The sequence below is a fragment of the Polaromonas naphthalenivorans CJ2 genome (assembly GCF_000015505.1).
GTDB classification, from domain to species: domain Bacteria; phylum Pseudomonadota; class Gammaproteobacteria; order Burkholderiales; family Burkholderiaceae_C; genus Polaromonas; species Polaromonas naphthalenivorans.
Window position 1 is genome coordinate 4,139,881 of record NC_008781.1, and the last position, 25,023, is coordinate 4,164,903.

At 65.4% G+C, this 25,023-nt stretch carries 17 protein-coding genes; 7 read left to right on the top strand and 10 right to left on the bottom strand.

Features of this window, described 5'->3' with window-relative positions:
• The 3 genes from secD to PNAP_RS19430 form a co-directional block, all read right to left on the bottom strand.
• On the bottom strand, nt 1–1,878 hold the full coding sequence (gene secD / locus PNAP_RS19420; protein WP_011803247.1) for a protein translocase subunit SecD: 1,878 nt from the start codon (nt 1,876–1,878) through the stop codon (nt 1–3).
• Between the two features lie 90 nt (nt 1,879–1,968).
• Nucleotides 1,969–2,313 (bottom strand): preprotein translocase subunit YajC, encoded by a 345-nt coding sequence (gene yajC / locus PNAP_RS19425; protein WP_041377480.1) that lies wholly within the window; start codon nt 2,311–2,313, stop codon nt 1,969–1,971.
• Nucleotides 2,314–2,508: 195 nt separating this feature from the next.
• A complete protein-coding gene (locus tag PNAP_RS19430) occupies nt 2,509–6,129 on the bottom strand; it encodes an indolepyruvate ferredoxin oxidoreductase family protein (RefSeq protein WP_011803249.1) in 3,621 nt (1,206 codons plus the stop codon).
• 184 nt (nt 6,130–6,313) lie between these two features.
• On the opposite strand from PNAP_RS19430, the gene PNAP_RS19435 reads away from it, so the two are divergent.
• The 3 genes from PNAP_RS19435 to PNAP_RS19440 all read left to right on the top strand — a co-directional run bounded on the left by PNAP_RS19435 (nt 6,314) and on the right by PNAP_RS19440 (nt 7,953).
• A complete protein-coding gene (locus PNAP_RS19435) occupies nt 6,314–6,814 on the top strand; it encodes an Lrp/AsnC family transcriptional regulator (RefSeq protein WP_041376828.1) in 501 nt (166 codons plus the stop codon).
• 209 nt (nt 6,815–7,023) lie between these two features.
• Nucleotides 7,024–7,290 carry a hypothetical protein gene (locus PNAP_RS27140; RefSeq protein ID WP_157040330.1) on the top strand — a complete coding sequence of 89 codons (267 nt, stop codon included), beginning with the start codon at nt 7,024–7,026 and terminating at the stop codon, nt 7,288–7,290.
• A 327-nt stretch (nt 7,291–7,617) separates the two neighbouring features.
• Nucleotides 7,618–7,953: a hypothetical protein gene (locus PNAP_RS19440; protein ID WP_011803252.1), complete on the top strand. Its 336-nt coding sequence runs from the start codon at nt 7,618–7,620 to the stop codon at nt 7,951–7,953.
• A 138-nt stretch (nt 7,954–8,091) separates the two neighbouring features.
• Here the strand turns inward: PNAP_RS19440 and PNAP_RS19445 are convergent, their stop codons facing one another.
• From PNAP_RS19445 to mltA, 3 genes are all read right to left on the bottom strand, one after another.
• Nucleotides 8,092–10,302, bottom strand: coding sequence for a PhoX family protein (locus tag PNAP_RS19445; protein WP_011803253.1), 2,211 nt, complete (start codon nt 10,300–10,302; stop codon nt 8,092–8,094).
• Between the two features lie 108 nt (nt 10,303–10,410).
• Complete coding sequence (locus PNAP_RS19450) at nt 10,411–10,776, bottom strand: hypothetical protein (RefSeq protein ID WP_011803254.1); 366 nt, start codon at nt 10,774–10,776, stop codon at nt 10,411–10,413.
• A gap of 18 nt (nt 10,777–10,794) precedes the next feature.
• Nucleotides 10,795–12,039, bottom strand: a complete 1,245-nt coding sequence (gene mltA / locus PNAP_RS19455) for a murein transglycosylase A (RefSeq protein ID WP_011803255.1) — start codon at nt 12,037–12,039, stop codon at nt 10,795–10,797.
• Here mltA and PNAP_RS27720 point away from each other — a divergent pair.
• A complete protein-coding gene (locus PNAP_RS27720; RefSeq protein ID WP_198140655.1) occupies nt 11,987–12,133 on the top strand; it encodes a hypothetical protein in 147 nt (48 codons plus the stop codon). The two genes, mltA and PNAP_RS27720, sit on opposite strands and share 53 nt — an antisense overlap.
• 10 nt (nt 12,134–12,143) lie before the next feature.
• Here PNAP_RS27720 and PNAP_RS19460 read toward each other — a convergent pair whose 3' ends face one another.
• From PNAP_RS19460 to PNAP_RS19475, 4 genes are read right to left on the bottom strand one after another with little or no spacing between them, the layout of a single operon-like run.
• Nucleotides 12,144–12,770, bottom strand: a complete 627-nt coding sequence (locus PNAP_RS19460; protein WP_011803256.1) for a response regulator transcription factor — start codon at nt 12,768–12,770, stop codon at nt 12,144–12,146.
• A gap of 1 nt (nt 12,771) precedes the next feature.
• Nucleotides 12,772–14,868: a two-component system sensor histidine kinase NtrB gene (locus PNAP_RS19465; protein ID WP_011803257.1), complete on the bottom strand. Its 2,097-nt coding sequence runs from the start codon at nt 14,866–14,868 to the stop codon at nt 12,772–12,774.
• A 4-nt stretch (nt 14,869–14,872) separates the two neighbouring features.
• The gene (locus tag PNAP_RS19470) at nt 14,873–15,679 is read right to left on the bottom strand and encodes a carbon-nitrogen hydrolase family protein (RefSeq protein ID WP_011803258.1); all 807 of its coding nucleotides are present in this window, start codon (nt 15,677–15,679) and stop codon (nt 14,873–14,875) included.
• Nucleotides 15,680–15,681: 2 nt separating this feature from the next.
• A complete protein-coding gene (locus PNAP_RS19475; protein ID WP_011803259.1) occupies nt 15,682–19,821 on the bottom strand; it encodes a YhdP family protein in 4,140 nt (1,379 codons plus the stop codon).
• A gap of 71 nt (nt 19,822–19,892) precedes the next feature.
• Here PNAP_RS19475 and glnE point away from each other — a divergent pair, with 71 nt between their 5' ends.
• From glnE to PNAP_RS19490, 3 genes are all read left to right on the top strand, one after another.
• Nucleotides 19,893–22,682, top strand: a complete 2,790-nt coding sequence (gene glnE, locus PNAP_RS19480) for a bifunctional [glutamate--ammonia ligase]-adenylyl-L-tyrosine phosphorylase/[glutamate--ammonia-ligase] adenylyltransferase (RefSeq protein ID WP_011803260.1) — start codon at nt 19,893–19,895, stop codon at nt 22,680–22,682.
• A gap of 110 nt (nt 22,683–22,792) precedes the next feature.
• Nucleotides 22,793–23,536, top strand: coding sequence for a CerR family C-terminal domain-containing protein (locus PNAP_RS19485; RefSeq protein WP_011803261.1), 744 nt, complete (start codon nt 22,793–22,795; stop codon nt 23,534–23,536).
• Nucleotides 23,533–24,999 carry an efflux transporter outer membrane subunit gene (locus tag PNAP_RS19490; protein WP_011803262.1) on the top strand — a complete coding sequence of 489 codons (1,467 nt, stop codon included), beginning with the start codon at nt 23,533–23,535 and terminating at the stop codon, nt 24,997–24,999. The genes PNAP_RS19485 and PNAP_RS19490 overlap by 4 nt, the downstream gene beginning before the upstream one ends.
• Nucleotides 25,000–25,023 lie beyond the last annotated feature (24 nt).

Consider the following 25,023-nt stretch of genomic DNA (forward strand, 5'->3'; position numbering starts at 1 on the left):
TCATGACTTGGCGAGTCCGCCCTCTGAAGGCGGACGCCATACCGTGCCAATCGACACGGTCTTGAGCTTTTTCTGCCGGCCATACCAGAGGTTGACCAAACCGCGCGAGAAAAACACCGCCGAAAACATGCTGGTCAGAATGCCGATGCAATGCACCACGGCAAAGCCGCGAACCGGCCCGGAACCAAAGGCGAGCAAGGCCAGGCCGGCAATCAGCGTCGAGATGTTCGAGTCCAGGATCGTCGCCCAGGCGCGCTCATAGCCCGCATGAATGGCGGCCTGCGGCGAGGCACCGTTGCGCAGTTCCTCGCGGATGCGTTCATTGATCAGCACGTTGGAGTCAATCGCCATGCCGAGTGCCAGCGCCATCGCCGCCATGCCCGGCAGGGTCAGGGTGGCCTGCAGCATGGACAGCACGGCCACCAGCAGCAGCAAGTTGACCGCCAGCGCAATGCCCGAAAACAGGCCGAACAGCATGTAGTAAGTCGCCATGAAGGCCACGATCACCGCAAAGCCCCAGGACACGCTGTGAAAACCCTTGGTGATGTTTTCGGCGCCCAGCGTCGGGCCGATGGTGCGCTCCTCGATGATGTCCATCGGTGCGGCCAGTGAGCCGGCACGCAGCAGCAGCGCCAGGTCGCTGGCTTCATTCACGCTCATGGAGCCGGAAATCTGGAACCGGTTGCCCAGTTCGCCCTGGATGACCGGCGCGGTCAGCACTTCGCCCTTGCCTTTTTCAAACAGCAAAATCGCCATGCGCTTTTTGAGGTTTTCACGGCTGGTGTCGCGCATGATGCGGCCGCCCTTGGCATCGACCGTCAGATCGACCTTGGGCTGCTGGTTCTGCGAATCAAAGCCCGGCTGCGCATCGGTCAGGTTCTCGCCGGTCAGGATCACCTGCTTCTTGACGATCACCGCCTGGCCGTTGCGCTCGAAAAAGCGCTCCGAGCCAAAAGGCACCGGGCCGCTGCCGCTCTCGGCGGCTCGGGCTTCGGCGCTGTCCTCGACCAGGCGCATTTCCAGCGTGGCGGTGCGGCCCAGAATGTCCTTGGCCTTGGCCGTGTCCTGAACGCCGGGCAGCTGCACCACGATGCGGTCTATGCCCTGCTGCTGGATCACCGGCTCGGCCACGCCGAGTTCGTTGATGCGGTTGTGCAGCGTCACCATGTTCTGCTTGAGCGCCTGGTCCTGGATGCGGCGCGCGGCCTCGGGCTTGATGGTCGCGGTCAGCTTGTAGTCGGTGCCGTCCGGCGCTTCGACCATCTGCAGATCGGGAATCTGGTCCTGGATCAGGTTCTTGGCCGATGTCAGCGTGGCGGAGTCACGGAACCGGATTTCGATGGCCTGGCCATTGCGGGCGATGCCGCCGTGCCGGATGTTCTTTTCGCGCAGCGACAGGCGAATGTCGCCGGCCAGCGATTCGGCGCGTTTGGTGAGCGCCGCCTGCATGTCCACCTGCAGCATGAAATGCACGCCGCCGCGCAAATCGAGCCCCAGGTACATCGGGTTGGCGTTCAGCGAGGTCAACCAGGCGGGCGAGCGAGACAGCAGGTTGAGCGCGACCACATAGGCCGGATCGGCGGCATCGGGCGTCAGCGCCTTCTGGATGGCGTCCTTGGCCTTGCCCTGGGTATCAACATCACCAAAGCGCGCCTTGATGGAGCCCGCTTCCAGCGTGATGCCATCGGCCGATATGTTGGCCTCTTTCAGCGCCTGCTCGACCCTGGCCAGCGTCGTCGTGTCCACCTTGACGGTGGACTTGCTGCTGGAGACCTGCACCGCGGGCGCTTCGCCAAAGAAATTGGGCAGCGTGTACAGGGCTGCAATCAGCAGCACGACCACGATAAGGGCGTACTTCCAGGCCGGATAACGATTCATGAGAGATTTGTTCCTGATGAACGGATAGACAAAGAGCGGGCCTGATTTGTCCAGGCACGCCCGGCTGGACCGTCGTTATTGCAGTGTGCCTTATTTGGCGCTGTTGATGGCGCCCTTGGGCAACACCTGGACAATGGCGCTGCGCTGCAGCTGCACTTCAACGCCAGGGGAAATTTCCAGTGTCAGGTAACCTTCGCCCAGGCGGATGACCTTGCCCAGCAGGCCGCCGGCAGTCGCGACCTCGTCACCCTTGGCCAGCGCCTCGATCATGGTGCGGTGTTCCTTTTGCTTCCTCATCTGCGGGCGGATCATCACGAAATACAGCACCACGAACATCAGCACCAGCGGCAGCATGCCGGTCAGGGTGGACATCATGTCACTGCCGCCAGCTGCGGCAGCGGGGGCAGTTTGGGCAAAGGCTGAAGAAATAAACACGGCTGACTCCACAATTATTGAGGGAAACACTGACAAACGCTCAGGCCATGAAGGCCGGAGCATGAATTGGTGGATTGTATGCGTCAGGCGCGCGCGCCTTGAATTCAACCGGCGCGCATACGGCTATTTTCCAGCGGCTTGCGGCCAGCCGGCCAAAAGCGCCAGCCCGCAAGCCATGAGCCCATCCCTCCAGGCTCAGGCAGCCTGCTTCTTCTGGAGGGAGACGGGCTGGCGGAAGGCCTGCATCAGTGCCGCCCATTGCGGGCGGGCAGTAACCAGATGGCGCGCCTTAACGTGGCCATAGCCTTTGATCAACTCGGGAATCCGGGCAATTTCCACGGCTGCGGCATGCTTTTCAGGCGTGAGGCCAGTCAGCACTTCCTCGATGCTCGCCCGGTACTCGGCAATCAGCGCGCGCTCTTCCCGGCGCTCGTCGCTGCGGCCGAACACGTCGAAGGGCGTGCCGCGCAAGCCCTTGAGCCTGGCCAGCAGCCTGAAGCCGGTCAGCATCCAGGGGCCGAACTGCTGCTTTTGCAACTCGCCCTTGTCGTTTTTCGACGCGATCAAGGGCGGTGCCAGATGGTAGTTGAGCTTGAAATCGCCCTCGAACATGGCGTTGACCTTGTTCAGGAAACCGGTGTCGGTATGCAGCCTGGCCACTTCGTACTCATCCTTGTAGGCCATCAGTTTGAAGAGGTAGCGGGCGACCGCCTCGGTCAGCGTGGTTTTGCCCAGCGACGCTTCCGCAACGCGAACCCTTTCCACGAAAGCCTGGTAAGTCTGCGCATAGGCCGCATTCTGGTAGGCCGTCAGGAAAACCACGCGCTTATTCAGCATCTCGGCCAGCGACGGCTTCTTGACAAACTGGATCACCTGCGCGGCCTTGAACAGCGACTGAACCGCCAGCAGGTCATGGGCGCAGCGGCGGCCCCATTCAAACGCCGCCTTGTTGTTGTCAACCTGCACATTGTTGAGTTCAATGGCCCGCATCAGCGCGGCATGTGACAGCGGCACCCGGCCTTTTTGCCAGGCAAAGCCCAGCATCAGCGGGTTGGTGTAGATCGAGTCGCCAATCAGCTGCACCGCGACCTGCTCGGCATCGAAACTGGCCATTGCGTCAGCGCCCACGGCCGAACGCACCGCGTTTTCGCAGTTGCCGCCCGGAAACTGCCAGTCGGGGTTGGTCACGAAGGCCGCCGTCGGCGCGCCGTGCGAATTCATCGCCACGAAGGTGCGGCCCGGCTGCATGGTTGCCAGCGTGTACGCATTGGCGGTCACGATGGGGTCGCAGCCGATCACCAGGTCGGCTTTCGCGGTATCGACCTTGGTGGTGTAGATGGCTTCCGGCCGGTTGGCAATCTGGATATGGCTCCAGGTCGCGCCGCCTTTTTGCGCCAGCCCGCCCGCATCCTGCGTGACCACGCCCTTGCCTTCGAGGTGCGCGGCCATGCCCAGCAGCTGGCCGATGGTGATGACGCCGGTGCCGCCGACGCCGCCGACGACGATGCCCCAAGCGTTCTCGGCCACCGGCAGCACCGGATCAGGAATCGCTGGCAGGCTGGCCAGATCGCCCTTTTTCTCTTTCTTCGGCTTCTTGAGCTGGCCGCCTTCAACCGTCACAAAGCTCGGGCAAAAACCCTTGAGGCAGGAGTAATCCTTGTTGCAGGTGTTCTGGTTGATCTGGCGCTTGCGGCCGAACTCGGTTTCCAGCGGCTCGACCGACAGGCAGTTGGACTGCACCGAGCAGTCGCCGCAGCCTTCGCAGACCAGCTCGTTGATCACCACGCGCTTGGCCGGGTCCGCCAAGGTGCCACGCTTGCGGCGGCGGCGCTTTTCAGTCGCGCAGGTCTGGTCGTAGATGATGATCGTCGTTCCCTTGAGTTCGCGGAATTCGCGCTGGATGCGGTCCAGTTCATCGCGGTGGAAGACCTCAATGCCCGGCGGTAGGTCGTTGATCAACTCGGCGTGGCCGGCGCGCGCAGCGCTGCTGTCCAGCGTATGCGTGCGGCCATGGTATTTTTCGGGCTCGTCGGTGACCACGACCAGCCGGGCCACGCCCTCGGCGCGCAGGCTATGGGCAATCTGCGCGACCGAATGGCCCTCGGGCCGCTCGCCGACCTGCTGGCCGCCGGTCATCGCGACCGCGTCGTTGTAGAGAATCTTGTAGGTGATGTTGACGCCGCTGGCAATGCTCTGGCGAATCGCCAGCAGGCCGCTGTGAAAGTAAGTGCCGTCGCCCAGGTTGGCGAAGATGTGCGGCTCGGTGGTGAACGCCGACTGCCCGACCCACGGCACGCCCTCGCCGCCCATCTGGGTGAAGGTCGAGGTGCTGCGGTCCATCCAGGTCGCCATGTAATGGCAGCCGATGCCAGCCACCGCGCGTGAACCCTCGGGCACGCGGGTGCTGGTGTTGTGCGGGCAGCCGCTGCAAAACCACGGCGCGCGCTCGCCGGTCTCTAGCTTGGTCTCGACCAGCGCGCGTTCTCTGGCGTCGATCACCGCCAGCCGGGCCTGCATGCGCGCCACGATGTCGGACGGCACGCCGAGCTTGGTCAGGCGCTTGGCAATCGCCTTGGCGATGATGGCCGGCGTCAGGTCAGCCTTGGCGCGCAGCAGCCAGTTCTCGCTCGGGTTGGGGCGGCTCCATTCGCCGCCCGACTCGTCGCCTTCGGGCTCGTCGAACTTGCCGAGCACATTGGGCCGCACGTCGGCGCGCCAGTTGTAGAGTTCTTCCTTGATCTGGTATTCGATGACCTGGCGCTTTTCCTCGACCACCAGGATTTCCTGCAGGCCCATGGCGAAGTCGCGGGTGATGGTGGCTTCGAGCGGCCAGACCACATTGACCTTGTGCAGCCGGATGCCGAGCTGGTGGCAGGTGTCTTCGTCCAGCCCCAGATCGGCCAGCGCCTGGCGCGTGTCGTTGAAAGCCTTGCCGCTGGCGATGATGCCGAAACGGTCGTTCGCCGAAGCAATCACGTTGTAGTTGAGCTTGTTGGCGCGCACATAGGCCAGCGCGGCATACCACTTGTAGTCCATCAGCCGCGCTTCTTGCTCCAGCGGCGCGTCGGGCCAGCGGATGTGCAGGCCGCCCGGCGGCATCTGGAAATCCTCCGGCATGATGATCTTTACCCGGTCCGGATCGACCGATACCGAACTCGACGACTCGACCACTTCCTGGATCGTCTTCATGCCCGACCAGACGCCCGAAAAGCGGCTCATGGCAAAGGCATGCAGCCCCATGTCGAGGATTTCCTGCACGCTCGACGGAAAAAACACCGGCAGACCGCAGGCCTTGAAGATGTGGTCGCTCTGGTGCGGCGCGGTCGAGCTTTTGCTCACATGGTCGTCGCCGGCGATGGCGATGACGCCGCCGTGTTTGGCCGTACCCGCCATGTTGGCATGCTTGAACACGTCCGAGCAGCGGTCCACGCCCGGCCCCTTGCCATACCAGATGCCGAATACGCCGTCGAACTTGTTGGTCTGCGGGTACAGGTCGAGCTGCTGCGTGCCCCAGACGGCGGTGGCGCCGAGTTCCTCGTTCACGCCGGGCTTGAAGACGATGTTTTGCGCCTCCAGGTGCTTCCTGGCCGCCCACAGCGCCTGGTCGTAGCCGCCCAGCGGCGAGCCCCGGTAGCCGCTGATGAAGCCGGCTGTGTTCAGGCCGGCGATGGCGTCGCGCGTGCGCTGCAGCATCGGCAGCCGAACCAGCGCCTGCACGCCACTCATGAAGGCGCGGCCATGGTCGATGGAATATTTGTCGTCCAGCGTGACGGTTTCCAGCGCTTTGCGGATGTGCTCGGGCAAGGGGGCGTTCATGAGGTTGTCTCCAGAATTGTCGTCATTCCCGCCTTGTGAGCAGGGGTTTCACAAGCGTCAGGCCCGGTCGGGGCCGACGCCTTCACTTTAGGCAAAAGTGTATGTCCCGCGTCCGGATATGTCTTTGCTTTTTTTGCCTGATTTAGGCTGTCTGGCGAAAGATTCTTGCTGCAAAATACGAAAAATGGAAACATTGGACAAGTTTGACATCGCCATCCTGAACGAGTTGCAACGCGAGGCGCGACTCACCAACACCGAACTGGCGTCGCGCGTGGGTTTGTCGGCCGCGCCCTGCTGGCGGCGCGTGCGGGCGCTGGAGGAAGCCGGCTTCATCACCGGCTACCGGGCCGAGATCAACCGCCACAAGATCGGCCTGGGCGTGCTGGCCTTCGTGCGGCTAGACGCCGCCCGCAACACCGGCGACGTGCTGCAGACGCTCGAAGAAGCGATCCGCAAGATTCCCGAGGTCGTCAGCTGCCACTACATCAGCGGCACCGGGACTTTCGAGTTGCAGGTGGTCAGCCGCGACCTCAACACCTTCAGCCAGTTCGCCCGCGACGTGCTGATCAACCTGCCCAACGTGAAGGACTTGCACACCAGCTTTTCGCTCGGCGAGGTGAAAGCCAGTGGCGCGCTGCCGCTCGGGCATTTGATGGCTTCCCCAACCGGAAATTCAAGCAAATAGTGGCTGTAGCGCATGCTGCATATTCGCAGGCAGCTATCAATTAAATAGTGATTCTGAAATTTATCGGCCATGGCCTTCACTCGTTTACGGGGCCTATTTGCATTTTTGAAAAGTTTTTAACCACGCGCGCCGTGGATTTGCGTCAGCAGGACGCCCAAACTTCGTTGCGTTGCCAATCCCGGCAACGCTTATTTAAACGAGGTTTCACCATGGCCAAAAAATCCACTCCCGCGCCTTCGCCCAAACGCATGACGACTCCGGCAGCAGCACGCATTCAGTCCGCCGAGGCCCGTATTCATGACGGCAAAGTGCAAAGCGGTGGCGTTGCAACGCGCCGCAGCGCACAACGCCGACGGCAACAAGTAATTGCCACCCTTGCCCGAGCGAGCCTTTCGCTCGGGCAATGGAACAACGATGCATTACAGCAACGACAAAAACATCGCCAGTTTTGTAATGATGCTCAAGCATGGCGGTGACCCCTCTATCAAGGATGCGGAAGCCAACAACTGCATGAAGATTGCGGTGCGCTTTTAATCTCATGCCGTCGTCAGGTATTTGCATGCCAATGGTGTGCGGTGAATGTCTTGAGCGGCTTATCACCGAAAAGCATGCGTCCTTTATTCGAGCCGGTTCCTTTGGCTCCTCCACCGCAGCACGTTAAAACGTCAGCGTGCCAACAAGATGTAAGCAATATCGACTTACACACAGCATACATTTGGATACCAATTTTGGTGTCTTGTGGCACCGATTGAGGTTTTGACTTTCATCGGGTATTCACCCACTACTACTAAAACGCCCCGCTCATGTTCAAAAAAATCTTGCTCGCTTCTGTCACGCTCGCACTTCTGGGTGCCTGCGCCACCCGCCCTGAAAGCATTTCCGCCTCCTATATTTCTCACGAGAAATACATCGACAACGATTGCCCGCAACTCTCCACCAAAATGTCAGACGCCCGCGCAGAACTTGCCAAATTCTCGAGCATGCAAGACACCAAGGCAAATCTCGATGCGGCAACTGTGTTCTTCGTGCTCATTCCGGCAAGCAAGCTGACCGGCGACAGTGCCGGGGATGTGGCCAAGTGGAAGGGCGAAGTTGAAGCCATCAGCACGGCACAAATCAAAAATAAATGCAAAATTTAAGCAAATAATGGCTCTTGCGCATGCTGGACGTGCACAAGCAGCTATTAATTAGATAGCAAAAAGCCCGATCTCCGCAGGAGACCGGGCAACCGGCTGAGCCGGAATCAGCTTGTTGTGGTTTGGCTCAAAGGGCTGGGCTTAGCTGCCGATCCGCCCGCCGTCATTCTTCGTGATCACGATGGTCGCCGATCGCGGGCGCTTGCCGGCGCCGTAGCCGGCGTTGCTGGGCCACTGGCTGGTGTACTTGGCCGGGTCGGCAATGTCGGCCATCTTCGTGCCTTCGCCCGGGTGCTGGATGTTGATGAACATGGCCTTGCCGTCAGGCGTCTCGCACAGGCCGGTGATCTCGCAGTCCTTTGCGCCCACCAGGAAACGCTTGAGCTTGTCGGCGCCCGGCGCCTTGCCCACGTAGGTATCGACGTTGAGCGCGCTGCCGTCGGTCTTGGTGTAGCTCAGCGCTTTCTTGCCGCCATCGCCCACTTGTCCGGGCAGGGCCGCCAGCATCATGCAATTGGTCACGTCGGTGTAGGCGCCGTCGTCGGTCTGGATCCACATGATGCCGGTCGATGGGCTGAACACCAGGCCGTCCGGGCTGGAAAAGTCCTGCTCGCCCGTCAGGCTGGACAGGTTGACGGTGCCCGGCGCGGCGCTGGATTCGGCGCCAAACACATACACATCCCAGCTGAAGGTGGTGGCGGTGCTGCCAGCCGAAGCCTCCTTGACGCGCAGGATGTGGCCGTTCGGGTTGCCTTTTTGCGTGCTGCTGCTGCCCTTTATGTCGGTATAGACGCGCGGATTGGCGCTGTCGGGCGGCATGCTGGCCGAATCGACGGCACGGTTGCTGTTGTTGGTCAGCGTGAAATAGATTTCCCCATTGACCACATTGGTCGAGCACCACTCGGGACGGTCCATCTTGGTGGCACCCACGGCATCGGCAGCCAGGCGGGCGTTGACCAGCACATCGGCCTGGTCGGCGAAGGTGTAGCCGGCATAGCCGGCAATGGCGCTGTTGGCGATGGACAGTTCGACCCACTGGCCCATGCCGTCGCTGTTGAACTTGGCCACATACAGCTTGCCGCTGTCCAGGTATTTGTCGCCGGTGGTCACGCGGTCGGTGGGGCTGGCGTCGGCCGCAGCCCAGCTGGCGGCGGAGACGAATTTGTAGATGTATTCGCCGCGCGAATCATCGCCCATGTACACGGCCAGCGGCTGGCCGACGACCGGTTTGCCGAAAGCGGCGCTTTCATGCGCAAACCGGCCGAGCGCGGTGCGCTTGCGGGCGGTCTTGGTCTTGTCGTAGGCGTCAAGCTCGACGATATAGCCAAAGGTGTTGAGTTCGTTGCGGTAGTCGGCGGACGCGGCGCCCACGCCCTGGCTGATCTCCCAGCGGGCGTACTGGTCGGCGGTACCGGCCGATTCCCAGCCGTGACGGCTGGCGGCGGCAGCGTTGCGGCCATAGCGCTTGAGGGCGACCACGCTCTTGTCGTTGCGGGTGGTGTCGTCGGCGGCGCTGCGGGTGAAATAGCCGGCCCAGTTTTCCTCGCCCGTCAGGAAGGTGCCCCAGGGGGTTTTGCCGGTGCCGCAGTTGTTCAGCGTACCGCGCGCCTTGGTGCCGTCGGTCGAGTACTTGGTCACCATCAGGGCATTGCCGCGCGCCGGGCCGTTAAGCTGGATGTTGGTGCTCAGGGCGGTCAGGCGGAAGTTGAAGCTTGACCCGGGCACGCTGGCCCATTTACCACTGGTGCTTTTGACTTCCACGACCGAGATGCCGTGCAGGGCGACTTCCTTGTCCACTTCGGCAGCCGGGCGCGGCAGCGTGCTGGTGCCGCCATTGGCATGCACGAAAAAGGAGCTGAGCTTCTCGTCGGTGGTGGCTTCGTGGTTCATGGCCAGCAGGCCGCGCGTGGTGGTGCTGGTGGACGGCTTGCCATCGGCGTCCAGGCCGAACCACTCCATGCCGTCATGGTGGTCGCCGGCACGGTTTTCAAAGTCGGTGTCGGTGCCGTCGTTTTTGTAGGCTGGCGTGCCGGCCTTGAGCGGGTCGCCCAGCGCGTAAATCACGCTGGCGGTGTAGCCGGCGGGCACGGTCACGGTGTCGGCCATGGTTTTGGCCACGGCGGCGAAACCCAGCAGGGTTTCGGTAGGAACGGGCACCGGAGTCACTGCCGGGGTGTCATCGCCACCGCCGCAACCCGCGAGGGCCAGACCGCTCAGCATGCTCGTCCCCACGGTACCGACGCTGCCGCGCAGCAGGCCACGGCGGCTCAGGCGGGCCTGAAGCACCGTGTCAAAACTTGGGTTGGGCGAAGTGTTGGAGTTCTCGTCGTTGAAGTTGATTGGATGTGTCATCGTGTGCTCTCAGGTGGGTCAAAGGTGCTAAGCCTGAGGAGCTTAAATTGGCCTGATGACACTCCAGTGACATGCGCCACCCGAGCGCTCCTGCGCCAGGGAGCACGTTCAGTCGCGCAGGCAGCGCGCCATCAAGGGCTGCTGCAGATACTGCAGCACCGCCTCGCGTCCACTGGCGCCCAGGCCAAACTCGGCGCGCAGCCGCGGATTGCTATAGACCGTCTGCGCACCCTGGCCGCCGGCATCGCGCAGCAGCACATCGTCGCCGCGCGCGCCTTTGAGCACCGCCGTGTCATTGGCAAAGCTGACGCTGAATTTCAGGTTCTGCTCGCATGCATAAACCGGCGGCCCCGAGGACGCGCTGACCGGCGACTCCAAGGGCGCACTGCGATTCATCCCCGCGCAGCCGGCCAGCGCCAGCAGGCCCGCCAGTGTCATCGCGCAGGCCATTCGTTTGCCGGAGTGTTGCTTCATGTGTTCATCCTTCAATGTTTATTTGGGCCACAGCGCCCACAGCCGCAGCGGCTGGTTGACGCGCGAAGCCAGCAGGCCGGCGTCAACGCCCGTGCCCGCAAAATAGTCGGCGCGGACAGCGCCCACGATGGCGCTGCCCGTGTCCTGCGCCAGCACCAGCTTTTGCAGCGTGGCCGCATTGCCGCTCGATGCCAGCCAGACCGGCGTGCCGTAGGGAATGCTGCCCGGATCGACGGCGATGGAGCGGCCGGGCGTCAGGGCCACGCCCTGCGCGCCCTTGGGGCCAAACGCTGCGTCAAAGTCGCTCAGGGGCTGCTCCTGGAAAAAGGTGTAGCGCGGGTTGCTCCAGAGCATTTGCTGCACGCGCTGGGGCTTTTTCGCGGCCCATGCCTTGGTCGATTCGACCCAGGGCGCGACCATGCGGCCTTCGCCCTGGTCCAGCAGCCACTGGGTGACGCTGCGAAAAGGCTGCTCGTTGGAACCGGCATAGGCCACGCGGACCACACGCCGGGAGCCGTCGGGCTCGGTGATGTTCAGCCTGCCCGAGCCCTGGATATGCAGCGACAGCACTTCGACCGGGTCGTCCACCCAGGCAATTTCGCGGCCGCGCAATGCGGCGCGCGCCTCGGGCAGGGTGTCTATTTCCTGGCGCGAAAACCACGGCCGGCGGTTGCCCAGGCCCGTGGGCGGCCGGTACAGGGGCACGTCATAACCGGCGCCCGGCTGGCGGCTGGCCTTGAGCACCGGCTCGTAATAGCTGGTGAGCAGGCCTTCGGACACCCCTTGCAGCGACTCGACGCGGTAGGGCTGCAGCCGGGCGACCATCCAGTCGCGCTGCTCGCGGGGCGAGGCAATGCTCAGTCGCCGCACCTCGCCGCACAGCGGGGCAAACACCGGGCCGGGCCGCTCGCAGCTCTTGATCCAGGCGTTCCAGGCTTCAAACAGCGAGTCTTCCTCGAACCCCGGCAATTCGGCCCAGTGCACCGCAACCCAGCGGCTTTTCCCCTGCAGCCGGGGCGGCGGCAGCGGACCCGCCTCGCCAGGGCGCAGCACCACGGCCGGGGCTTGCACGCCGTCCGGATAAGAAGACGCAGGCGGCAGGGGCACGCTGGTGCAGGCCGCCAGCCCTGCGGCGATGGCGATAATTGACGCCTTGCGCAACGACGGCAGCCAGCGCGTCAAGCCTTCAACCGCTTTCCAGGAACAGATCATGGCCTTACTTTTACTCGAAGCGCTGGGTGCGCTGCTGTTGCTGGTGTTCATTGTGTGGTGGACGATGTTTTCTGGCCGTCAAAAAGGCGAACTGAAGGACGGATCGGCGCGCGCTGCGTCCGATACGAAGAAGGATGGGAAATAAGCGCCATCCGCTACAGATTGCGCAGCAGATTGGCCAGCTCGACGGCCGACTTGACGCCCATTTTCTCAAAAACCCGGGCCCGGTGGACTTCGACGGTCCGCACGCTGATGTCGAGCTGGTCGGCGACCAGCTTGTTCGGCAGTCCTTCGACCACCAGCAGCATCACCGCGCGCTCGCGCTCGGTCAGGCTGTCCTGCTGCGCGCGCAGGCCGGTGGCCTGGCTGTGCTGGACCAGCGCGGCGGCCGACTGGACCAGCGCCTGCTCGATCCGGTCCACCAGGGCGTTGTCCGAAAAAGGCTTTTCAAAAAAATCAAAGGCGCCGCGCTTGACCGAATCGACGGCGGTCGGCACATCGGCATGGCCGGTCAGGAAAATCACCGGCAGGGTGGGCAGCAGGCCGTAGGTAATCAGTTTTTCAAACATGGCCAGCCCGCTCAGGGCGCCCATGCGCACGTCGAGCAGCACGCACGAAGGCGAGCGGACCTCAAAGCCATGGGCCACCCGCGCATCGAAGGCCTCGGCACTGGCGAACGCTTCGCTGGGCAGGCGCCGGGAGCGCAGCAGCCAGGCCAGCGCGTCACGCACGCCCTTGTCGTCATCGACGATATAAACGGTGGCATTGTGGATTGGCTCCATGTCAACTTTCTTCAAGCGGGTGATGCGCGTCTTCCCCGGCCCCGGGCATGGCGGCCACCGGCAGGGTAAAACTGAAAATGGTACCTTGCGGCTGGACGCTTTCATAGCCGAGGAAACCGCCGTGCTGCTCGATCACCGTGCGGCACAGGCTCAGGCCCAGTCCCATGCCCTCTTTGCGGGTGGTGAAGAAGGGGGTGAACAGTTGCCTGGCCACTTCGCCGGAAATGCCTTCGCCCTGGTCGATCACCGCAAATTCAACCCACTGGCTTTGCGCATTGGAGGCGGCCGGGCGAATGCGCAATGTCAGCACCTTGTCGGGCTGCAACGAGGCTGGCGCTGCGGTTTGCGCATCGTTGCAGCCCCGCATAGCCTGCATGCCGTTGCGCGCCAGGTTGAGCAGTACCTGCTCGACCATGGTGCGGTCGCACAGCACGGGCGGGCAGGTGTCATCGACCACGGTAGCCACCTGCACGCCAAGCTTGCGCGCCTGCAGGCTCACCAGCGGCATGATGGCGTCCAGCAGCGCGCGCGGCGGGACCGCTTCGCGCACCCTTTCGCTCCTGCGCACGAAGTCATGCACGCTCTTGATGACCCTGCCGGCCCGCTCGGCCTGCTCGGCAATGCGGCCCATGGCCAGCTGCAGGTCATCGAACAGGGCGACTGAATCCGGCGCGCGATCCCCCCGGGCTTCGTCCTGCAACAGATTGAGCGAGCCGGTGGCGTAGCTTGAAATCGCCGCCAGCGGCTGGTTCAGCTCGTGGCTGAGCAGCGAAGCCATCTCGCCGACCATGGCCAGCCGGGCGCTGGCCTGCAGGCGGTCCTGGCTGGCGCGCGAGAGTTCCTCGGTGCGGCGCTGCTCGCTGACGTCCAGGATGGTGCTCATCCAGCCGGTGTGCTTGCCCACCGCATTGATCAGCGGCGCCTCCATGATGAGCACCGGAAAGCGCGTGCCGTCCTTGCGCATGAAGACCGATTCATGGCCCTCCCGGGGCAGCTGATTGCCGGCCAGGCGCATTTCCTGGCGCCGCTGGTAGGCGTTCGCCAGTTCGGGCGGCCAGTACGGCGAAGGCATGCTCTGGTTGAGCAACTCCTGGGCATCGACCCCCACCATCTTGCAAAAAGCCGGATTGACGTAGGTGATGCGGCCCTGCAGGTCGCGGGCGCGCAGGCCGGTCAGCAGCGAGTTTTCCATCGCCTTGCGAAAGGCCAGCGCCTCGCCCAGGTCGTGCTCGACCTGCAGGCGCCGCCGCATGTCGCGTCCCAGCAGGAACAGCACGACCAGCAGCACCAGCGACATAGCGGTCACCAGCGCCGTCAGGACGTTGGGAAACAGGGCCGGGGTGCCGCGCCGGCTTTCCATCCGGACCACCATCGTGCTGCCCGGCAAGTCGAGCAGCTGCCGGGCCACGAACGCACGGCTTCCGCGTGCCGGCACCCCGTACATCGCCAGGCGCGTGCCGTCGGCCTCGGTCAGGGACAGCCCGACGCCTTGTGACAAAGGCTTGCTGACCACTTCGGCCAGCAGGTTTTGCAGCGAATAGGTGGCCACGACATAGCCCGTCAGGCGGCCCGACTCCATGAGGGGCAGGCACATGTCGATCACTTCCATGCCCAGCCCGTCGGATTGCGGCAGAAAATAGCTGAGCGAATAAGCCGGGCCGCTCAGGCGGCGGGCAGAGGTGCAGGTCAGGCTCACGTCGGCCTGCAGGCTGGGGCGGTCCAGCTTTTCAAACACCGGCTTGCGAAACGGTGTCTCGACAAAGCCAAGCATGCCGAGCGTTTCGTTGCGCCACTCCAGCCGCAGGATTTCGCTGTGCTCATGCAGCAACTGGCCTGCCGGCGCCTGCCAGGCGTCAAGGCCGCGCTCGCGGGCATGCAGGGCCTGAAAAGCCTGAAGGTTGCGGTTCAGGCCGGAGCGGATATCGGTCACGGCTTGCGCCGCATTGTCTTCAAGCCGGCTTTGCAGCACGCTCGCTTCGTAGCGCCCGGCCAGCCAGATCAGCAGCCCCAGCAGGGCCACCAGCAGCGCCAGCAGCACAAGCCACAGGGAAATGCGCTGGCTGGCCCAACGGGCCAGCCGGGGAAACTTCAGGCTCATCAACTCATAGCACCCGGTGGCTCAAGGCGGGCAGGCGCTGGCGAACTTCCTGCAGCCGGGCATGCAGCACCTCACCCATGATGACGCCCGGCCCTTCGGCCTGCTCCGCCAGAATCTCGCCCCATGGCCCGACCACCATGCTGTGACCCCAGGTGCGGCGGCCGTTCTCGTGCAGTCCGCCCTGCGCGGCGGCGGCCACATAGGCCAGGTTTTCAATCGCCCGGGCGCGCAGCAGCAACTCCCAGTGCGCCTGGCCGGTGATGTAGGTGAAGGCGCTGGGAACCAGCAGCAGGTCGGCCTTCAGGGCGCGGTACAGCTCCGGAAAGCGCAGGTCGTAACAGACGCTCAGGCCAACCGTGTAGATGTGGCCGTCACGCGACGCCAGCTCGAAGCGCACCGGCTGCGTCCCGGCGTCGAGCACGCGGGTTTCGTCGTGGTCTTCACCGCCCTGCGTGAAGCGGAACAGGTGCATCTTGTCGTAGCGGGCCACGCAGACCCCCGAGGGCGCATAGGCCAGGGAACTGTTGCGCGCCCGGCCCGCATCGCCGGTTGCCGTGGGCAATGTGCCGCCGACGATCCACAGCCGCAACTCGCGCGCCGAGCGGCTCAGGAAGTCCTGGATCAGGCCGCTGCCGGATTTTTCCTGGACCTTGAGCTTGTCGGTGTCCTTCATGCCCATGACGCAAAAATACTCGGGCAGGACGGCCAACTCGGCGCCCTGCGCCGCAGCCTGCGCCAGCAGCGCCCGCGCGGCGTCCAGGTTGCCCTGAACGCCAGTACCTGAAACCATCTGGATGGCGGCTATTTTCATGGTCAGCGTTTCTCCACAGTCAACTCGCTTGCCTGGGACTTGGCCCGGGCCTTGCGATCAATTTTCGTGATTTTGGGGTCGTACCAGCTTCCGTCAATCTGGAATTCCTGGGTGGCCGCTTCCATCAGCGGGCGGCGCAGGAACATCTGCGCCAGAAAGCTGCCCAGGCCCACCACCGGGTTGATGGCCGTGGCAATCAGCGAGGCCGTGCCGGCATTGATTTCAGGCACCACGACCACCTTGAGGTTTTGCGTTTCATCGGCAATGCTGGCGCGGCCTTCCATCAGCACGGCGGCATTGACGCCGCTCATCTGCAGGTTGTTGGTATGCGCCACGCCCTGGCGAATCGTGACATCGCCGCGAACAAAGTCAAAGGCAAACCCTTCTGAAAAAACATCGCGGAAATCCAGCGTCAGCCGCCGGGGCAATGACTGCAGGCTCAGCACGCCCAGCAGCTTGGCAATGCCCGGGTCGGCCTTCATGAACTGGCCGGATGCGACGTTCACATGGAACTCCCCGCTCAGGCTCGGATAGTCCAGGCTCAGCGGCGAACCCATCCAGTCGATCTGGCCTTCGAGCGTGCCCTTGCCGCGCCGGATCACGCCGTTCATGCCCAGGCGCTTGAGCAACTCGCCCGAATCGGCAATGTCGAGCCTGAAATTCATCGCCGACCGGCGGCGCCCGGCGGGCAGGGCCGCAGCCCAGTTGCCGGTGGCGGTCAGCACGGCTTCGGGCAGGATGACATTGAACTTGTTCAGCCGCCACTCGCGAACGCCGCCTTCGGCCGCCGTGGCGCCCCGGTTGACCGCGTCGATTTCAACCCGCCCCAGCTTCTTGCCGCGCAGCTCCAGGTCTTCGACCACGATATCGAGCGCCGGAATGCTGGCCGGCTGCTCGTCCAGGATGGCCTCGACTTCACTCGCCTCGCTGGCGGCCAGGCTCAGGCGCGACAGCCGCGCATAGACGCGGCCGGCGCCCTGCGCGCCGGGCTGGCGAAACTCCATGTAGCCGTCCAGCTCGGCGGCATTGAGGTTGGCGCGCCAGTTCAGGCCCTCGCGGCTGGCGCCCACCACCACATGGTTCAGGCTGCGCCCCTGCACCTTCAATTCCCTGGCGCGTATGGCCATCACGTTGGGCAGATAGCTCATGGCTGCCGCCGGCCCGGTAGAAGAGCTTGCGGCGGCCTGCGCCATGACGCCGCCGGACGCATCGTTCAGGACTTTTTCCCAGGCATCCAGGTCCACCCGCGCCAGGTTGATGTTCGCCCCCACGCCGGACTCTGGCGCGGGAGTCGCTTCACCCGCGTCCAGCCCCACGCCGATGCTGCCCCGGATCACGCGGGCCTCCTGCCCGCTGAGGTCGCGCAGGTAGCTGATGGCCGCCACGCGCCCGATGCTGACCGACAGCTGGTCCTGCAGCGCCTGGCCAGCCTCCATCGAGCCGGGCAGCAGCACGTTCTCAAAGCGGATCGGCAACGCGGCTTCGGCCGTCTTGGCCAGCGGCGCCGGCAGGCTCAGCGCCATGCCCTGCAGGCTGCTGGACACCATGACCTCCGGCACGCCGCGCCGGAACAGCAGCGAGGCGGTGTAGGCCGTGCTGCCGCTGGCATGCGCGGCCACGCGCGACGCCAGCCCCAGCTCCTTGGCCTGGCGCAGCCCTTCGGCCGTGACCGTGCCTTGCGCTCTGAAGGCCACACTGGTCTTGGGGCCGGTTGCAGACGCCAGGGGCCGGGTTCCGCCGTCGATGCGAACGTCGCCCCCGAGCAGCCGCGCCTGGGCACCGGCCACGGTAAAGCCCTGGTCGGTCACGTTCACCACGCCTTTGATCTGGCCCAGAAGCGGCGCTTCGGGCACGAACCTCACGTCATTGCCCGGCAGGGTCACGCTGCCCTCGACGGTCGATTTGTCAATCTCATTGATGGGCAGGCGCAGGCGAAAGCGGTAGTCGGCCGCGCCGCCGGCCGTGGCGCTGGCCAGGGCGCGCTCGGTCATCTCGCCAACCGGGGAAGTGTTGACAAAACCCAGCGCGTCCGAGAGCACGCCCTTGATGTCCAGCGCCACCTCGACCGTCGCCTGGTGTTCGAGGTCGGCGATGCGGGCCTCGCCCTTGACCAGTTGCAGTCCCGGCAGGCCGGCGACCTTGCCGCTGGCGCCCTTCACGTCCAGCGATGCCCGGCTGAACAGCAGTTCACCATTGAGTTCGGTCAGCGCCGGCCAGGGCGCCGCGCCCGGCGGCTGCAGCGCTTTGGGAACATAGACGAAATGCCCGTTTTTCACCCTGGCCGACACTTGGAAATCCCCCTGGGCCGGATCGGCGAAAGGCAGGTATTCGACCGGACCGCTGACCTTGAACTTCACGTCGCTGACCTGCCCCTTGAGCACCGCGTCGCGCACATAGTGGCGCACATCGTCTCCGAGCACCAGCGGCAGGTAGCGATGCACGCGGCTGCCGTCGCCCCGGCTCAGGCTGCCCTGCAGGTCGAGGATGCCGGGGAAGCGGCGATCCGGCGAGCCACCGGCTTCGGGCGGGCCGGCGGCGCGGTCATCGGTGCGCCAGCGCACCTGCGCCTGGCCCTGGGCGTCGGCATTGGCAAACTGCACATCGCGCAATTGCAGATCGATTTTTTTGCCCGAGAGCTTCCATTGCGCCTCGGTGGACAAGCGGTCGAGCGCCAGCTTCGAGTCTTCAAAAACTCCGGGCAGCTCCAGAGCGCCTTTTGCAATCTTCACGCTGGCCTGGCCGCCGTCCTGCGTCAGGTTGAAATCCACCGTCGCGCCGCTGACGCCGGGCCGGCCAGGGGTGTCCGGCAGGGCGCTTGCGGCCGGCAGCGCGGCCACGCTCAACCCCGCCACACGGCCCTTGACCGCAAAGGCCGAGGGCGCATCCAGTGGCCCCTGCCAGCGGGCATCCAGCGTTTCCACCAGCCCCTGGGGCGCGAAAGAAGCCACTAGCGCCTGGGCTGTGTTGTCCAGCGGCAGGCGGCTGGCGATCCGGGCCAGGGCGGCCAGGTCCAGCCTGTCGGCCTTGAGGGTGGTGTGCTCGGGTCCGCGCCGCGACGCGCGGGTGTGAGCCAGCGCCAGGTTGCCGCCTGGCCACTGCAGGCCGTCTTGCAGGCGGAACTGAAGGCCTTCGGTGCTGACATCAAATCCGCCGGCATGCTGGCTTGCGCCCATGCGCCCGGCCAGGGATTCAAAAGCCAGCGGCTCCAGCCGGCTGCCCAGCCGGGCGTCCACGTCCCGCAGCGCCACATCGACCAGCGCGCCGGTGACTTTTCCCTTGCCGACGTCAAGCCAGGCGCGCAAGGCGCCCTGCCCCCCGTTCAGCGCCAGCCCCAGCGACTCCAGGCTGGCATGGCGCTGGATGCGCGACACATCGACATGCGAAAAGTCCCCGTACACCTGCCCCGTCCAGGCCGCGAAATCGCCGGTTCGCCTAGAGAGCAGCGGCTGCCTGAAGATGCCCCTGAGGCTGAAGCGCTCGCCCCATTCGGGCGGCGGCGTCGCGTCCAGGCGCATCAGGTGGCGGCGGTGGCCATTCCTCATCACGCCATCGACCTGGCTCAAGGCCAGCGGCGGCGCCTGGCGCATCTCGTCGGTCCAGCGCACGGTGCCGCCGCGCACGATGAATTCGGTCTGCGAAAACAGCCAGTCCGCCATGGCGCTGTGGCCGGTGTCGCTGTCCTTGGAGACCTCTAGGCCGCCGACAAAGATTTTTCCGTCGGCAGCGCGCCGGATATCGACTTCGGGCCGGTCGATCACCAGTTGTTCAAAGCCAAGCCCCCACAGCGAGGAAGGTGAAAGCGCGCCCAGAATGTGCGGCAGGCGCACCGCTTCGCGCCCCTGCGCATCGAGCAGGCTGACGTCATGCAGCTCGAAGGAGGGAATGGCTCCTTCCGAGCGGCCGGTGATCTGGCCGATGCGGACCGGCACACCGAGCGCCCGGCTGGCCTGGGCTTCCAGGCGCGGACGAAACTCGGCGATTCGCGGCACAATCCAGCCGTGGAGCACCAGCCAGCTCAGGCCAAAGAGCAGCCAGGCCGAGGCGACCAGCCACAGCAGGCCGCGCAGGGCCACGGCAATCCACCGCAGGCGTCGGGACGGCAAGGCTGGCAAAACTGGCGGGCTGGTAAGGGTAGGCTCCATTGACCTGAGAATTATGACCGCCGACGGTAAAACCGGCCGGCGCAGAACCACGAAGTTTGTGAAGTAGTGTGATGCCCGATTCTTCAACTGCCTGTCTGAAAACCCCTGTTGCCGTGGGGTTGACCGCCCCGGCCACCTCGCCGGCTTCGTCGGCTTCGACCTACTCGCGCTATGTCCAGCGCATTCGCCGCCGCTATGCCGCACAGATGCCGCTGCTGCCCGCCGGCGCGCCGGTGCGCGCCACGATGCAGGCCACGCTCGATGCGCTGCTGACCGGCGGCCTGGAAACCGGCGCCGCCCTGCGCGTCTTGCGTCAGCTGGTCCTTGAACGGCTGGTGCTGCTCGATTGCGACGGTCCTGGCGCGAATCAGGCGCCGCTGCACGTCGTGACCCGCGCCATGACCGAGCTGGCCGAACTGGCGCTTGACGTGGCCATGCGCCACTCGCGGGAAGCGCTCGATGCGCAGCACGGCGCGCCCCAGGCCCCGGGCGGCGTGCCGGCGCAAATGTGGGTGGTCGGCATGGGCAAGCTCGGCGCGCGCGAACTCAATGTGTCCAGCGACATCGACCTGATCTACGTCTATGACCATGACGGCGACACGGCCGGCCGCCCCGACGGCCGGGGCCAGATTTCCAACCACGAGTATTTCGCGCGCCAGGTCAGGGCGGTGTTCAGCCTGATCGGCGACGCCACCGAGCACGGCTTTGTGTTTCGCGTCGATCTGGCGCTGCGACCCAACGGCAATTCCGGCCCGGCGGCGGTGTCACTGAGCGCGCTGGAAGAATACTTTCAGGCGCAGGGCCGCGAGTGGGAGCGCTTTGCCTGGCTCAAGAGCCGCGTCGTGGCGCCGCTCGAATGCATCCAGAGTGGCTCGGCGCGGGCCCTGCGCGGCCCGGTGCTGCCGTTTGTGTTCCGGCGCTACCTGGACTACAGCGTGTTCGATGCGCTGCGCGTGCTGCACCGGCAGATCCGCGAGCATGCGGCCAAGCGCTGCGCCGGCCACCCCGAGCGCGCCAACGACGTGAAGATGTCGCGCGGCGGCATCCGCGAGATCGAATTCACCGTGCAGCTGCTGCAGGTGGTGCGCGGCGGGCAGTTTCCCGAACTGCGCACCCGGCCCACGCTCGACGCCCTGCAGCGCGTCGCCCATGCCGGGCTGATGCCGCAGGACACCGCCGACGCCATGGCGCGCGCCTATGACTTCCTGCGCCGCGTCGAGCACCGCATCCAGTACCTGGACGACCAGCAGACGCATGTGCTGCCGACGCGCGACGACGACCTGGCCTGGATTGCGCAGACGCTGGGCTACGGCGACTGCTGCGCCTTCCTGTGCGACCTGGACAGCCACCGCGAGCTGGTCGCCGGCGAGTTCGACCGGCTGCTCGGCGGCCAGCCCAAGTGCAATGGCAAGGGCTGCGGCAAAGCGGGCGACAGGCCGGTCCAGCAGCTCGATGACCTGCTCGACCAGCTGCCGCCCGAGTGGCCGGCGCAGTTCAGGAGCCGCCTGGCGCTGTGGTGCCAGCATCCGCGCATCCTGGCCCTGCGCGAGGAATCGCGCGCGCGCCTGAGCCGGCTGGTGCAGCGCACCGCCCACTGGCTGCTCGAAGGCAGCGTGAGCGAAGAGGCGGCGCTGCGGCTGATCGACTGGATCGAGCCGCTGCTGCGCCGCGAAAGCTACCTGGCACTGCTGATGGAGCGCCCGTCGGTGCACGAGCGGCTGCTGCGGCTGCTGGGCGCGGCCAAGTGGCCGGCGCGCTACCTGATGCAGCACCCCGGCGTGATCGACGAGCTGGCCAGCGACGAGCTGATGCGCGAGCGCTTTGACGCGGCCACCTTTTCCAGCGACCTGCAGCAGCGGCTTGCAGCGCTCAGGCGCACCGGCGAGGATGACGAGGAAACCTGCCTGAACCTGCTGCGGCGCGCCCACCATGTTGAGGTGTTCCGCACCCTGGCGCGCGATGTGGAAGGCGTGCTCACGGTCGAGCAGGTGGCCGACGACCTGAGCGCGCTGGCCGAAGCGATTCTCGCCCTCACCACCGACTGGTGCTGGCGGCACCTGAAGAACCGGCACCGCGACAAGCCGCAGTTCGCCATCATTGCCTATGGCAAGCTGGGCGGCAAGGAACTGGGCTACGGCAGCGACCTGGACATCGTGTTCGTCTATGAAGACGAGGACGAGCGCGCCCCCGAGGTGTATGCCGCCTTCGTTCGCAAGCTGATCAACTGGCTGACCCTGAAGACCGGCGAAGGCGACCTGTACGAGATCGACACCGCGCTGCGCCCCAACGGCAATTCGGGCCTGCTCAGCACGCCGTTCGAAGCCTATGCCAACTACCAGCAGCAGCGCGGCAGCAACACCGCCTGGACCTGGGAGCACCAAGCCATGACGCGCGCGCGTTTCGTGCTGGGCAGCGAGTCGCTGCACCAGCGCTTTGACGAGGTGCGCCGGGCAGTCATCACCGCGCCGCGCGACCCGCTGGCCCTGCGCCAGGAAATCGAGGACATGCGCCAGAAGGTGCGCGGCGCGCACCCCATCCGGGGCGGCAAGTTCGATGTCAAGCACAGCGCCGGCGGCATGGTCGATGCCGAATTCGCGGTGCAGTTCCTGGTGCTGTCCGAATCGGCCCGGCACCCGGAACTGGTCGATAACGTCGGCAACATCGCCCTCTTGCTACGCGCGGAAAGCGCCGGACTGCTGCCGGGCGGCGTGGGCCAGGATGCTGCCAGCGCCTACCGCGAACTGCGCCGGGTGCAGCATGTGGCGCGCCTGAACGAAGCGCCGACGCAGGTCATGCCGCCCGAATTGCAGCGCGAGCGTGAAGCGATCCAGAAGCTGTGGAGCACGGTGTTCGACGCCTGAGCGCCTGAACGCGGCCGTTCTTGAGAACACCCGTGCCCTTGCCTGCAAGCTGATTAAATCAAATGATTTAATTAAATCAATCGTTTGATTGTCATGATGTAATCAAGCCCATGACTTCAGCCCTGCCCTTATCGCCGTCACCACCGTTATCGCCGCCCATTGAACCGCCCAGCCAGGAAACGCGCGGGCAGCGTGCTGACGGCACTAAGGCCCGGCAGAACCTGCTGCACACCGCGCTCCGGCTGTTTGCCGAAAAAGGCTTCAGCAAGACATCGACGCGCGAGATTGCCCTGGCCTCCAGCGCCAACATTGCCTCGATCAGCTACTACTTCGGCGACAAGGCGGGGCTTTACCGCGCCGCGTTCACCGAACCAATGGGCTGCACCGAGGACCAGCGGGCGCTGTACGACCAGCCCGATTTCACTTTGCGGCAATCGCTGCAGGCGTTTATCGGCAGTTTTTTAGCGCCGATGAAACAAGGCGAACTGGTGCAGCAGTGCACGCGCCTGCACTTTCGCGAAATGCTGGAGCCGACCGGCTTGTGGGCCGAGGAAATTGACAACGACATCAAGCCCGCCCATGCCGCGCTGGTGGCGGTGCTGGCCCGGCACCTGGGGCTCTCAGTGGCGGACGATGGCCTGCACCGGCTGGCCTTCAGCATCACCGGCCTGCCGCTGCAGCTGTTCATCGGGCGCGACTGCGTGCAGGCCATCCGGCCCCAGCTGATCGACCAGCCAGAGGCGATTGACGCCTGGGTGAGCCAGATGGTGCTGTATGCCGAAGCCATGGTGAACATCGAAGCGGCGCAGCGCCAGCCGCCGCCGGCCTATCAGGAACAACCAGAAAAATCATGACATCACGCTTGACAACCCCTTCGCGCCTGCTGATCGGCCTGCTGCCCTTGTGGCTGGGCGCCTGCGCCACGCTGCCCGCGCCGCCGCTGGTGTCCGCGCCCGTTCCGCCGCAGTGGCAGGCGGCGCTGCCGCACCAGGGCTCGCTGACTGACCTGAGCCAGTGGTGGCGGCAGCAGGGCGACCCGGTGCTGGCCGAGCTGATTGCCGCCGCCCAGGCCGTCAGCCCGACGGTGGCGTCGGCGCGCTCGCGCATCGAGCAGGCGCGCGCCGCCCGGGTGGCGGCCGGTGCCGCCCTGCTGCCGACGCTCGATGCCTCCGCCAGCCTGAGCCGCAGCCGCTCGCTGCAAAGCATCGGGTCGGACAGCGTGCCGGTGGTGACGACGGCGCAGGCCGGGCTGCAGGCGGCCTGGGAACTGGATGTGGCCGGCGGCGGCCGCGCCAGCCTGGATGCGGCCGCGCAGCGCCTGCTGGGCGCCGATGCGCAGTGGCACGAGGCACGCGTGTCGGTGGCCGCCGAGGTCGCCAACCAGTACGACAGCCTGCGCAGCTGCCGCGCGCTGGCCAATGTGACGCAGCTTGATGCCGCGTCGCGCCAGGAAACCGCGCGCCTCTCTGGCCTGAGCACGCAGGCCGGCTTCACCGCGCCGGCCACCGACGCGCTGGCCCGCGCCAGCGCCGCCGACGCGCGCGGCCGCGCCACGCGCCAGGCCGCGCTGTGCGAGCTGGACCTGAAGGCCCTGGTCGCCCTGAGCGGGCTGGCAGAGCCCGATTTAAGGCAAAAACTGGCTCCTGTGCAGGTGGAACGGGCGCAGACAGCTATTGTTTCAATAGCATCCGTTCCGGCCGACGTACTGGCCCAGCGGCCCGACGTGTTCAGCGCCGGGCGCGAAGTCGCGGCCGCCAGCGCCGATGTGGGCAGTGCCCAGGCCGCGCGCTACCCGCGCCTGGGGCTGAGCGGCTCCATCGGCGCTGCGCAGGCGCGCGCCCTCGGCACCACGGTCACCCTGGACACCTGGTCCATCGGCCCGCTGAGCCTGAGCCTGCCTTTGTTTGACGGCGGGCGGCGCACCGCCGATGTCCAAGCCGCGCAGGCGCGCTACGACGAAGCCGCCGCGCTGTACCGCGCCAGCGTGCGCCAGGCGGTGCGCGAGGTCGAGGAAGCGCTGGTCAATCTGCAGAGCACCGGCGCGCGCCAGGGCGATGCCGAAACGGCGGTGGCCGGCTACCGCGCCGCCTTCACCGGCACCGAAGCGCTGTACAAGAACGGCCTGGCCAGCCTGCCCGAACTGGAAGACGCCCGCCGCACGCTGCTGGCCGCTGAAATCAGCCGCGTGTCGCTGCAGCAGGAGCGCAAGGCGGCCGGCGTGGCGCTGTACCGCGCCGTGGGCGGCGGCTGGACGCCGGCGCTGGCGCGGCTCAACAACGCCGCTGCCGTTTCACCGGCCCCCGCCTCCTCCCAATAAGCCCATCAATAGCCCACCAATAGC